The sequence below is a fragment of the Halosimplex rarum genome (genome assembly GCF_047715405.1).
Classification (GTDB): domain Archaea; phylum Halobacteriota; class Halobacteria; order Halobacteriales; family Haloarculaceae; genus Halosimplex; species Halosimplex rarum.
This window is the reverse complement of the sequence record NZ_CP180412.1, coordinates 659,286-671,003: the sequence shown is the minus strand read 5'-3', so window position 1 is coordinate 671,003 and position 11,718 is coordinate 659,286. Positions and strand designations below refer to the sequence as shown.

At 68.5% G+C, this 11,718-nt stretch carries 13 protein-coding genes; 7 read left to right on the top strand and 6 right to left on the bottom strand.

Going from position 1 to position 11,718, the window contains the following annotated elements; all coding sequences use genetic code 11:
* Positions 1–27: 27 nt before the first annotated feature.
* The 4 genes from pstB to ACMGFH_RS03230 are packed head-to-tail and all read right to left on the bottom strand — an operon-like array spanning position 28 to position 4,716.
* Complete coding sequence (gene pstB, locus ACMGFH_RS03245) at positions 28–957, bottom strand: phosphate ABC transporter ATP-binding protein PstB (protein ID WP_415381335.1); 930 nt, start codon at positions 955–957, stop codon at positions 28–30.
* Complete coding sequence (gene pstA / locus ACMGFH_RS03240; protein ID WP_415381334.1) at positions 954–2,591, bottom strand: phosphate ABC transporter permease PstA; 1,638 nt, start codon at positions 2,589–2,591, stop codon at positions 954–956. The genes pstB and pstA overlap by 4 nt, the downstream gene beginning before the upstream one ends.
* Positions 2,588–3,631, bottom strand: a complete 1,044-nt coding sequence (gene pstC, locus ACMGFH_RS03235; protein ID WP_415381333.1) for a phosphate ABC transporter permease subunit PstC — start codon at positions 3,629–3,631, stop codon at positions 2,588–2,590. The genes pstA and pstC overlap by 4 nt, the downstream gene beginning before the upstream one ends.
* A complete protein-coding gene (locus tag ACMGFH_RS03230; protein WP_415381332.1) occupies positions 3,628–4,716 on the bottom strand; it encodes a PstS family phosphate ABC transporter substrate-binding protein in 1,089 nt (362 codons plus the stop codon). Before ACMGFH_RS03230 ends, pstC begins: the two co-directional genes overlap by 4 nt.
* A gap of 477 nt (positions 4,717–5,193) precedes the next feature.
* Here ACMGFH_RS03230 and ACMGFH_RS03225 point away from each other — a divergent pair, with 477 nt between their 5' ends.
* Positions 5,194–6,192: a PhoU domain-containing protein gene (locus ACMGFH_RS03225; RefSeq protein WP_415381331.1), complete on the top strand. Its 999-nt coding sequence runs from the start codon at positions 5,194–5,196 to the stop codon at positions 6,190–6,192.
* Between the two features lie 302 nt (positions 6,193–6,494).
* Here ACMGFH_RS03225 and ACMGFH_RS03220 read toward each other — a convergent pair whose 3' ends face one another.
* Positions 6,495–6,866, bottom strand: coding sequence for a 30S ribosomal protein S8e (locus ACMGFH_RS03220; RefSeq protein ID WP_415381330.1), 372 nt, complete (start codon positions 6,864–6,866; stop codon positions 6,495–6,497).
* A 140-nt stretch (positions 6,867–7,006) separates the two neighbouring features.
* Between ACMGFH_RS03220 and ACMGFH_RS03215 the strand changes: the two genes are divergently transcribed.
* From ACMGFH_RS03215 to ACMGFH_RS03205, 3 genes are all read left to right on the top strand, one after another.
* Positions 7,007–7,456, top strand: a complete 450-nt coding sequence (locus ACMGFH_RS03215; RefSeq protein WP_415381329.1) for a DUF2240 family protein — start codon at positions 7,007–7,009, stop codon at positions 7,454–7,456.
* Positions 7,456–7,866 (top strand): hypothetical protein, encoded by a 411-nt coding sequence (locus ACMGFH_RS03210; protein WP_415381328.1) that lies wholly within the window; start codon positions 7,456–7,458, stop codon positions 7,864–7,866. The genes ACMGFH_RS03215 and ACMGFH_RS03210 overlap by 1 nt, the downstream gene beginning before the upstream one ends.
* A 90-nt stretch (positions 7,867–7,956) precedes the next feature.
* Positions 7,957–8,640, top strand: coding sequence for an HAD family hydrolase (locus tag ACMGFH_RS03205; RefSeq protein WP_415381327.1), 684 nt, complete (start codon positions 7,957–7,959; stop codon positions 8,638–8,640).
* 30 nt (positions 8,641–8,670) lie between these two features.
* On the opposite strand, the gene ACMGFH_RS03200 is transcribed toward ACMGFH_RS03205, so the two are convergent.
* Entirely contained in the window at positions 8,671–9,501 is an 831-nt protein-coding gene (locus tag ACMGFH_RS03200) for an SDR family oxidoreductase (protein WP_415381326.1), read from the bottom strand.
* Positions 9,502–9,586: 85 nt separating this feature from the next.
* On the opposite strand from ACMGFH_RS03200, the gene ACMGFH_RS03195 reads away from it, so the two are divergent.
* From ACMGFH_RS03195 to ACMGFH_RS03185, 3 genes are all read left to right on the top strand, one after another.
* Positions 9,587–10,249: a helix-turn-helix domain-containing protein gene (locus ACMGFH_RS03195; protein ID WP_415381325.1), complete on the top strand. Its 663-nt coding sequence runs from the start codon at positions 9,587–9,589 to the stop codon at positions 10,247–10,249.
* A gap of 79 nt (positions 10,250–10,328) precedes the next feature.
* Positions 10,329–10,604 (top strand): hypothetical protein, encoded by a 276-nt coding sequence (locus tag ACMGFH_RS03190; protein ID WP_415381324.1) that lies wholly within the window; start codon positions 10,329–10,331, stop codon positions 10,602–10,604.
* Between the two features lie 127 nt (positions 10,605–10,731).
* Positions 10,732–11,622, top strand: a complete 891-nt coding sequence (locus ACMGFH_RS03185) for a hypothetical protein (RefSeq protein ID WP_415381323.1) — start codon at positions 10,732–10,734, stop codon at positions 11,620–11,622.
* Positions 11,623–11,718 lie beyond the last annotated feature (96 nt).

The window sequence follows — 11,718 nt, the reverse complement described above, 5'->3', positions numbered from 1 at the left end:
CGATGCTCCGGAAGCGACCGGACAGCGCTACCCGAACTTGCCGGTGATGTAGTCCTCGACGCGCTGGCTCTCGGGGTTCTCGAAGATCTTCTCGGTGTCGTCGTACTCGACGAGTTCGCCGCCGGTGAGGAACACGGCGGTCTGGTCGGAGATGCGCGCTGCCTGCTGCATGCTGTGGGTGACGACGACGACCGTGTAATCCTCGGCGAGTTCCTCGATGAGGTCCTCGATCTTCGAGGTCGCGACGGGGTCGAGCGCCGACGCGGGCTCGTCCATGAGGATGACGTCGGGGTCGACCGCGAGACAGCGGGCGATACAGAGCCGCTGTTGCTGGCCGCCGGAGAGGCCGAGCGCGTTGTCGTCGAGGCGGTCGTTCACCTCGTCCCACAGCGCGGCCTGCTTGAGGCAGCGTTCGACGAGCGCTTCCTCTTCCTCGGTGTCGTCGCGGCCGAGCAGGCGGGCGACGAGACCGGTGTTCAACTCGCCGTGTTTGCGCGGGCCGTAAGCGATGTTGTCGCGGATGGACTTGGGGAACGGGTTGGGCGCCTGGAACACCATGCCGACGCGCTTGCGCAGTTCGACCAGGTCGACGCCGTCCTGGTAGATCTCCTCGCCGTCGAGTTCGACCGAGCCCTCGATGCGAGCGGCGTTGATCCGGTCGTTCATGCGGTTGAGACACCGAAGGAACGTGGACTTGCCACACCCGGACGGGCCGATGAGCGCGGTGACGCTCTCACGGGGGATGTCCATCGAGACGCCCTTCAGCGCGTGGTCGTCGCCGTAGTGGACGTCCAGGTCCTCGACGGCGAGCTTCGGTTCGCCCTGGAAGGAGAACTGCGTCCACTCCTCGCGGGTCCGTTCGGCGGTCTCGCCCGCCGTGGTCTGGGTCTGGGTCTCTACGGTGGTTCCCGCGGTCGATTCGTCGGTCTCGGTCTGAGTCACGTCTGTTTCGCTCATTGGTCGAGTTTCCTCCTGAAGTAGATCCGCGACGCGATGCCGACTGCGTAGAAGCTCATCACGACCAGCAGCAGGACGAGCGCCGTGCCCCACGCGAAGTCGAGGTTCTCCCCGAGCCCGGCGCCGATGACCGCGAACAGCTGGTAGGGGAGCGCACTGGACGACTGCACGAGATCCACGGTGGGGACGGCGACGAAGGGGAACGAGGACGTGAATCGGAAGCCGCCCTCGATGACGCCCGCGACCTCCGAGGGGAACGGGTCGCTCGTCATGACGAGCAGGATCGGGGCCGTCTCGCCGGCGATGCGACCGACGCCGAGGATGATGCCGGTGATGACGCCCGGTAGCGAGGCCGGCAGAACGACGCTCTTGATCGTCTCCCAGCGCGAGACGCCCAGCGCGGCGCTGGCGTCGCGGTACTCGTCGGGGACGCTCTTGAGCGATTCGCGGCTGGTGATCACGACCAGCGGCAGGAGCATGAACGCGAGCACGAGCTGGCCGGCGAGGATCGAGTTCGTGTTCCCGAGCCGCGGGACGAAGAAGGCCAGCCCGAACAGGCCGTAGACGATGCTCGGCGTGCTCCAGAGGCCGTTGGTCGATATCTCGACGAGCGAGGTGAACCGGCCCTGTTCGGCGTACTCCGTGAGGAAGACCGCCGCGCCCACGCCGAGCGGCACGGCGATGAGGACCGACCCGACGACCAGCCAGACCGTGCCAGCGATAGCCGGGAGGATGCCGTTTATCGGCGTGGTCATGCTGTGGCCCTCCATGACGAACGGCCAGTAGAACCAGACGATGGGACCCTCGACGATCACCCACGTGTCGACCAGCGGCGGGTTGAACCACGTCCAGGGGCCCCAGAAGAGGCCGTACTTGATGCCCTCGGTCATCGGCCCGAACCCGCGGACGGCGATGAACGCGACGATCGAGACCAGCAACGCGAGCATGCCGGCGGCGTTCGTCCCGACGAGGACGTACGCGCCGGTCTGTCGGCCCTGCGGCCCGAAACCGCCGTAGACGCGGGCGGCCGTCCACCCGCCGACGAGGCCGGCGAACAGCGCGACGACCGGGACGCCGACCACGCCGGTCAGGACGACGGAGAAGTTCTCGGGGTTCCAGCGCCAGCCGGGCCCGACCAGGCCAGTGACCACCACGAGACCGGAGAGGAGCACGAACAGGCCCGCGGAGAGCGTGACGCCGAGATCCTCGCGGGCGACGAGCGCGACGGCGGCGCCCATGGCCCCGGCCACCAGCGCGACGAGCGGCCAGGCGGTCGAGAGCCCGAGCGTCTGCGCGCCGACGAGGCCGCCGACCGCGAACCAGAGCGCCCCGACGAAGACGGCCGAGGCGAGTCCGCCGGTGTGTCCCGGTTTCGTCTCGAACAAGCCGCCGTACGAGGCCGCGCCGAGCGCGACGACGCCCGTGCCGACGAGGGTCAACGCGCCGCCCAGCAGCGTGGAGACGGTGGTCCCCGCGACGGCGGCGTCGGCGGGCAGGTACTGGAAGAGCGCGAGCAGGCCGACGGCGAACGAGACGAACGACAGCGCGACCAGGCCGCCGCTGACCAGTTCGCGCGTCGAGGACTCGCCCGAGACGAGCGTGCCCGCCCGTTCCGTGTCGGTGTCGAAACTCATTGCTCACCTCCCAGGCGCTGGCGCATCCGCCGCTCGATGAGCTGCGAGCCGATGCTGAAGCCCATGACGGTGACGAACAGGACGACGCCGGCGGCGAACAGCGCGGAGAACTGGAGTCCGCTCGCGGCGCCGTACTGGCTGGCGATGAGGCTCGTCAGCGTGATGGTGTTGCCGAACACGTCGATGAGGGGGTCCGGCAGGTTCGTGACGTTCCCGAGGATCACCGTCGCGGCCATGGTCTCGCCGACGGCGCGGCCGACGCCGAGCAGGACGGCAGCGGAGATTCCGGAGAAGGCGGCGGGGAGCGTCACGCTCGTGGTCGTCTGCCAGTCCGTGGCGCCGAGCGCGCCGGCGCCGTTTTTCATCGCCTCGGGGACGCTCGCGATGGCGTCCTCGGCGACCGAGACGACCGTCGGCAGCGCCATGATGCCGATGACGAGGCCGGTCACGAACAGGCTCCCGTAGTCGGGCAGGCTCAGTTCCTGCTGCATGAACCGGTTGATCAGCGTGTAGCCGATGAACCCGTAGACGATCGAGGGGATGCCCGCCAGCATCTCCACGGCCGGTTTCACGATCTCGCGCGCCCAGCCGGGCGCGATCTCGCTGATGAAGACGGCGCCGGCGACGCCGAGCGGCGCCGCGACCATCGTCGCGATGACGGTCGTCACGAGCGTCCCCCACATCATCGGGACGAGCGAGTAGACGTTCGCGTGCGGGTCCCAGAACGGGTCGGAGCCGGCGAGCAGGTACAACCCCATCTCCCGGGCGACCGGGAACGCGTTGATCAGCAGGTAGACGGTGATGAACGCGAGGATGAGGACGGTCGAGATGGTCGTCGTGAACAGGAGGAACCGGGCGGTGCTCTCCTCCGCGAGGAGATAGCTCACCACGACGAACGCGGCGAACGCGAGCGCGAGGTAGCCCGTCAACGCGGGCGCGGCGAGAAAGGAGAGGACCGTCAGGACGACGAGCACGGCCCCCACACCGCCGACGATCCGGGTCTCTCCGTCCAGCCGCTCGATTCGCGTCGCCACGCTCATGCTTCGGGCTCCGGCAGCTTGTCTAACTCCTTCTGCTGGCGCTCGTCGGTGAGCTTCGAGTAGCCCTCGGGCTCGACGAAGTTCTGCTGGCCGAAGTCGCTGAGGATCATCCGGAGGAACGCGGCCTCCTTCTTCGAGGTGCCCTCCCAGGTGTAACAGTGCAGGTCGCGCGCGAGCGGGTACGAGGGGTCCGAGAGGTTCTCGCCCGGCGTGTAGGTGGTCCCGTCGAACTCGAGCTCGATTGCGGGCACCGAGTCGTCGGTGAACGCCAGCGCCATGTACGCGATGGCGTTGTTGGAGTTCGAGACGGTGGTCTTGACCTGCTGGTTCTGCCCCTTCCGCGCGTCGACGCCGTCCATCGACGCGTCTGCACCACCGAGCATGTTCGTCCGGAAGGCGGTGTCGGTTCCCGACCCCTCGGCCCGACCGACGGCCTGAATCTCCTTGTCCGGACCGTCGTACCTGTCGATCTCACTCCACTGGGTGATCTCGCCGGTGTAGATGGCCCGGACCTGCTCGGCCGTGAGCTTCGTCACGCCAGCGTTGTAGATCTCCGTGCTGACGACGATCGGCTGGGCGTCGACCGCGATGACGTGCTCCGTGAAGTTCGATAGCTCCTCCTCGGAGGCGTCGGGGAACTCGGCGGCGGCGGATGCGCTCGCGTTTCCGATGTCGATCTGCTGGTCCCGGAGCTTCTCCAGCCCGGTTCCGGAGTGACTGAGACCGACGCTCACCTCGAACGGTGGCGACACGTCGCCGTCGGCTTCGAACCCGTACTTGCTGGCCCAGTAGTCGGCCAGCCGCTCGTCGGTCTCGATGTCGTACTGGCTGGGACCCCAGTACTCGCGGTCGGTCGGCGGGTAGTTCGACGCCCAGTACGACGCGGCGCGCTGGACCATCGGGAACAGCGTCGACGACCCACCGGCCTTGATCGATTCCAGGTCCGAACCCCCGCCGCCGCCTCCGGCGCCGGCACCGGCCTGCCCGGGGGGTCGCGGACTCGTACTGATACAGCCACCCAGCGACGCGGCGATACCCGCCGCGCCGACCAGCATCTGTCGGCGGGTTACAGGTGTGTCCCGCATTACTCGAAGGGTGGCCCCAGATTAACTAAATACTCTACTATTATGACTATATAGTCGTACATACTCATGCCTACCCGAACCAGACCGACCGACGATCGGTAGGCCTCGCTTACGCGTCAGATTCACGCGTGCGGCCGGTATCCGGTCCCGCTGTCGATCGCGGTGTTCCCGTTGCGAGACGCCCGGATGACGCGACAGTGCGGAAGTAAGCGGTCGGCATCGGCGGGAGGGACAGCTCGGCTGGAGATCCCGACCGCCCGTCCACCGGAAACCTCGGCCTCACCGCCGCTCAAGGTCGAAATCGCGACCATAGACGGATATATAGGTTCGCAAAGTCGGGTTCCGGGAGTCGGATCCCCGTCGAATCGCGGAAGAGCGCCCGGCCTCGGTGGTGATATATGCCGCAATATACTGGTATGTAGATGTAAATATATAGAAAGGGGTTGATTTATTGCGTCGTATCCACACCACCCCGCTATGGAGACCCGCAAGGTCCAGGTGACGGGTGGTTCGACGTACACGGTATCACTGCCGAAGGACTGGGCGACGGAGAACGACGTGAGCGCGGGCAGCGTCGTGGAGTTTCACTCCGAGGAGGACGTCCTCCTGCTCTCGCCGAAGAGCGAGAACGAGCGCGAGGAGGGGTCGATCGACATCGACGGGCTGGAGGGCGACCGGCTCACCAGAGCGGTGATGACGATGTACGTCAGCGGGTTCGACGTCATCAATTTCGAGGCCTCGCGGGTGACGGCGGGCCAGCGGCGGACGATCCGGGAGGCGACCCAGGGGCTCGTCGGCCTCGAAGTCATCGAGGAGACGGGCGAGCGCGTCGTCCTCCAAGACCTGCTCGACTCCTCCGAGCTGTCGGTCCACAACGCGATCACGCGGATGCGGCTGGTCTCGCTGACCATGCTCTCGGACGCGGTGACCGCGCTGCTGGAGAACGACGACGAACTGGCCCACGACGTGATCGAGCGCGACGACGACGTGGACCGGCTGTGGTACATGGTCTCGCGGGTGTTCCGGACGGTGCTCCGCAACCCCGCGGCGGCGACGGAGATCGGCTTCCCCCGGGAGACCGTCTTCGACTACCAGTCCAGCGCCCGACAGCTCGAACGCATCGCCGACCACGCGACGAAGATCGCGACCATCTCCCTGGAGGTCGGGGCGGTCAACGAGTCGGTCGCCGAGACGCTGAGCGAACTCCAGAACGCGGCGGTCACCGTCCCCCAGACCGCGATGGACGCGCTGCTCGAAGACGATCCGGACCGGGCCGTCGAACTCGCGACGGAGGCCCGCGCCGACCTGCCGGACATCGACGACCGGGCTCGCGACGTCGACGACGTCATTCGCGGCCTCGACGAGCCCGAACTCGCGCAGTCGCTCGGCCTCGTCGTCGACTCGCTGTCGCGGACCGCCGACTACGGCGGGAACATCGCGGAGAGCGCGCTCCAGAAGGCGGCGCCGAGTCCGTGACGTAAACCGGGGTGATGGAGTCCCCGGAGCGAGGTGGCAGTTCGCAGGTGCGGCGTGCGACGAGCGCATCGATCGGGGCGGGGGTGCTCGGTGATGCGCTGGGGTTCGTCGTCGGGTGGCGGTCGCGCCGCACGCCACCGACGACTCGTTCGCACACCGACAAAAGGCTCGCTAAGAGCGGTACTGACTGGTCCCGACGGCCACCGAGCGGTATATAGACGGCGCGGCCACTCGCCGCGGTCCGAACGGGCGGCGCCGCTGGCGACGCGGAGAACGGGGAGAAACCGCAGGTTTTAGCGGCGTTATTCGACGAGGACGGCGTTGATCTGGCCGTCCTGGCCGGGGCGGGAGGTGACGCGGGCGCGTCCCTCGCTGGTCTGGATGATGGCGCCTTTCGTGACGATGTTTCGGCGGACGTAGTTGGGGTTCGAGGGGTTCTCCTCGACGTCCTCGATCGCGGCGGCGACGGTGCCGTCGTCGGTGGCGACGCTGGCGGTGTCGGCCGTGATCGCGCGGACCTTCTCGGTGTTGCCGCGGGCGTCGACGGTCTTGATCCGCGGCTCGCCGAGGCGGGTCTCGGTCGGCTGGTCGCCGAGTTCGTGCTTTTTCTTCTTGCGGAAGTTCCGGCGGCGGCCGCCGGTGCGCTTGCGAGTGGAGCGTCCCTGGAACTTCATACGTGTGCAGTGTCACAGCGTGTACTTGAACCTCTCGACTCCCGGTCGGGCCCGCCGCGTGGAACCCTCGCGACCCTGTCCGTGACGGGGCGACCGCCGACCGGCAACGTTACGTGCCGGCGCCCACCCATCGAGTGACGATGAGTCTGCGCCGCGCCGTGGCCGTCCCGTTCCGCGCCAAGGGCCGAGAGCGCCTCTCGGAGAGCGAGTTCGTCGTCGCGCTCTCGCTCGACCGCGACTGGTTCTCGCCCGAGCAGGCAAAGCGCCTCGTCGACGTGGCCGTCACGGAGGGGCTACTCGACCGCGAGGACGACGACGTCGTCCCGACGTTCGGCCCGCGCGAGGTGTCGGTCCCCGACGACTTCGTCCCCGACGACGACGTGTTGCGCCAGCGCTCGAACTTCGAGCGGGCGCTCGACGCGCTCGTCGAAGCCGGGGTCGACAAGCAGACGGCCGTCGCCGACGTCAACAGCCTTCAGGCGGACCTCGGCGTCACCGTCGAGGCCGCCGCCGTCGTCTACGCCCGCCGCGAGGGCGTCGAGATCGGGGACCTGGCCGACCGCGCCGCGACCGAACTGGGGGGCGAGTGATGGTCGAGGACCGCGTCACCGACGGCAAACGCATCGCGCAACTGCTCTCCTCGGAGCTGTCCGGCCGCGACCGCGGCGCGCTCGGCGACGTGGCCGTCGTCGACGCCGACCCCGACGCCGAGCCGTCCCCCGACGGGACCGTCGCCTACGGGGTCGAATTCCGCGACGAGCGGGCCGGGACCGTCCGTATCTATCCGGACGCCGCGACCCTGACGATGGACCGCCGTGCCGACGCGGTCGCGGAGGCGGCCCGCGACGATATCTCGACGTTCGAGCGCGACGAAAGGCCGGCGGCGGACCGCGACACGGGACTCTCGGTCTCGGAGGACGGCGCCGTCCGCGTCGAGTCCGGCGCGGCCGTCAAGCGAGCGGTCGACGCGCTCGTCGCCGGGCTGTCCGAGAGCGAGTGAGTTCGCGGTCTGGGCGCCGTCGCCCGAAACAGCTGTCTCTGCCGACAGGAAGCGACTCGCTTTTGCCGCGGCAGTGGCAACTATCCGGCAATGACCGACTCCGTCGAAGCGGTGCTGTTCGACCTGGACGACACGCTCTGTGCGTACGAGCGGAGCGCCGACGACATCCTCGCGATCGCGTTCGAACGGGTGGGAGTCGAGCCCTTCTTCGACGCCGAGGAGTACATCGAGCGCCTGGGCGAGTTCTCCGAAGCCGGTTCCGGCGACGACATCCGCGACACGCGGCGGGCGGCGTTCGGCACGTTCGCGGCCGAATCGGGCCACGACGAGACCGTCGGCGAGGCGATCGCCGACATCTACACCGACGAGCGCGACCAGACCAACGTCGCCTTCCTCGACGGGGCCGAGCGCGCGCTGGAGGCGCTGACCGAGACCTACCGGGTCGGCATGGTCACCAACGGCGACCCGTGGATGCAGTCCCAGAAGCTCTCGGGTCTCGGCATCGAGGACCGCTTCGAGGTGATCGTCCACGGGGGTCACGACGCCCCGTACAAGCCCGACCCGGAACCGTTTCACATCGCCCTGGAGGAACTCGGCGTCGAGACCGAGCGGGCGGTCCACGTCGGCAACTCGCTGGCGTCGGACGTGACCGGTGCCCACGCTGCGGGACTGCGTTCGGTCTGGATCGCCGACGGCGAACTCGTCGACCCGGAGCCGGAACCGCACCACGTCGTCGACTCGCTCCACGACCTCGTCGACGAACCGTGGGCCTGACACCGGTGACGTAGCTGGTCGTCGGTGCGGTCACGACGAGGCGGTGTCGACCCGGCCCGACCCGGCGGCCGCGCCGTATCGCTCTGCGAGCCACTCCTCCCACGTCATCGCCCCGACTGCCCGGTCCGGGCAGGTCGCCGCCCCGTTGCGGAGCGCACTCGCCACAGCCCCGGGAAACGGCAGGCGGAGGATCGGTCGCCTGAGACCGCGCGCCTCGCGATAGCTCGTCGCTAACTCCCCGAGCGTCCGGACTCCGGGGCCGCCGACCGGCTGCGCTCGCCCCTGCGGATCGCCGGTCGCGCAGTCGACGAGTTCGGCGGCGACCTCCCGCGCGTCGATCGGTTGAACCCGAAACGTCGTCGGCAACGGCCAGACCGGCAGGCGCGCGACCAGCCCGAGCAGTTCGTCGACGAACTGGTGGAACTGCGTCGCCCGGAGGATCGTCGCGGGCACGTCGCTCGCCTGGACCGCCGCCTCGGCTGCGAGTTTGCGCTGGTAGTACGAGTACGGGACGTCGTCGATACCGACGATTGAGGGGTAGACGACGTGGTCGACTCCGACCGATTCGGCCGCGTCGAGGAGCCGCTCGGTCCCGCGCACGTCGACGGCCTCGGCGTCGCCCTGCGGCGCCGTCGCGGCGTGGACGACCACGTCGACGCCGCCGAGCGCGTCGTCGAGCCCCGTCCCGTCCGCGAGGTCGAGTTCCACCCACTCGATCGCGTCGGGCCGTTCCGAAGCCGCGGCGGCTTCGTCCGGCGGCGACCGACTCGCCGCGCGGACCGTCTCGTCGGCCTCTACCAGCCGCGGTTGAAGTTCTCGACCGAGCGTCCCCGTCGCGCCGGTCAGGAGCGTTCGTCCCATGGACGAGTGTAGCGGTCGAGCCGCCGTATCGAATCTGCCGGATCCGCTCGGGGGGTTTAAGACAGAAGCGGGGGATCGCTCGAATATGCAGCACGTCCGGGTGCGCGTCACGGCAAACGGCCGCGAGGGGGAGATCCACCCGGTCTACGGCATCGTGACGAACGCCCCGTTCGTCGAGCGCGCCCTCGCGCTCCAGTGGAACAACAACGGCGGGGACCTCGGGATCCTCCACTACGTGCGAGGCGACGCCGATGCCTTCGAGGCGGCCATCGCGGACGTTCCGGAGGTACTCGACTACGACCTCGAACCGGCGACCGACGACGCCTTCTACGTGTACATCAGGGACGACACGACGGCGTCGGTCCGGGAGCTGTTCGGATCGCTCACGACCGGGACGGTCGTCATCGTTCCGCCGATCGTCTATCACGAGGACGGTTCGGTCACCATCTCGCTGTTCGGCCCGGACGACGAACTTCAGGCCGCTGTCACGGCGATCTCCGACCCGGTCGAGGTCACGGTCGAGGAAGTCGGCGGACTGGGCTCCGCGGCGCCGGCGGTCGAGGCACGCCTGACCGACCGCCAGCGCGCGGCCGTGGACGCCGCGCTCGACCTGGGATACTACGACGTCCCGCGCGAGGCGGGTCACGAGGCGGTCGCCGACGCGCTGGACTGTGCGCCCAGCACCGCCGCCGAGCACCTCCGGAAGGCGGAGTCGAAGCTGTTGCACGGACTCTCGCGGTCGACCTGATCCGTCGGTGAGCGGATCGCTCCCGATCCCTTCGTGTGCCGGCACACGACTCTCGGCGGGGGAACGGGAAGGCTCGCGTATGTCCGGATCAGCATCCATCGAGAGCGTCGAACGGAGCGAGAACTACTACCACGTCCGCTACCGCGACCCCGACGACTTCGACGAGATCCGCACCCCCGACTGGGCGGAGAACGTCGCCGGTTCGGTCGTCTCCGGCGCCGAGGTCCGCACCGGCGACGAACACGGCAACGACGACTGGACCGCCCAGAGCGTGCTGATCCCCGTCGACAGCGTCGCCGACGAGAACGAGGCGCGCGACGCGGCGACCCAGATCGTCCAGAAGATGGAGTCCTGACGCGCCGCGACCGCGTCGGCGTGCTGCTCGGTTCCTCCGTTCTCCCTGTGTCGTCCGCCGCCGGCGCGGCTCTCCACTCGCTCGGTGGTTGGGAAAGAAAACGGGGTCGGATCAGCGCCGCGACCGCGTGGAAGGGGGTACGGACATCTCGCCGGGATTACTGCCAGTTCTGCTGCTGGGACCGCTGTCCCTGCTGGTCCTGCTGACTCCGCTGGGCGAACATCTGTCCGCCCGAATCACTCTGCTGTCCGCCCGACGGCTGCTGGGACTGTTGGCCGCCCGACGGCTGCTGGCTCTGCTGGCCCTGCTGACTCTGTGGCAGGAACTGGCCGGTCTGGGGGTCGCGCGGTCGCTGTTCGGCGAGTTCGTGCATGCGCTGGCGGAACTGCTGGGAGTGGCGCCGGTCCTGGGGGCCCTCTTCGGCGCCGCGGCCCTGCTGGCTCGGGGACCTGGCCTGCTGGCCGCTCGGCTGCTGCTGCTGCGCCGAGATGGACCCCTGTTGCTGGGGCTGCTGACTCATCTGCTGGGCCTGGGGCTGCTGTTCCATCTGCTGGGATTGGGGCTGCTGCTGGAACGACGGCTGACTGGCGGTCTGCTGCTGAGACTGTGGCTGCTGGAAGGACGGCTGGGCCTGGGGCTGTCGGCTCATCTGCTGGGCCTGGGGCTGCTGCTGACCCAGCTGCTGTGTCTGGGGCTGCTGACCCAGCTGCTGTGTCTGGGGCTGCTGGCCCAGCTGCTGTTGGGGCCGCTGCTGACTTTGCTGGCCCATCTGCTGTGTCGGCTGCTGGGGCTGCTGCTGGCTCATCTGCTGGGGCTGCTGTTGACTCATCTGTCGCGTCGGCTGCTGGTTCGGCTGCTTGTACTGTCCCTGTCGTCCGCGCTGATTTTGCTGATTCATGGGTTTACTCGTTCGCACGGGATGCGCGTCGCGCTTGATCACGCCCCATGCGCGTGTGCAGGTCACGGCAGTCCCCGCCAAAGTTACCGACCGGCTGTTCGACCGGTAGCGTCGGAGTAGGAACTCGGCCGGTCGTTTGGACGATATTTCCCGGAGTACCGTTCCGATACCGAAGCCGTAGCCGTCCATTGCCCCGATTATGTTCTCGACTACGTC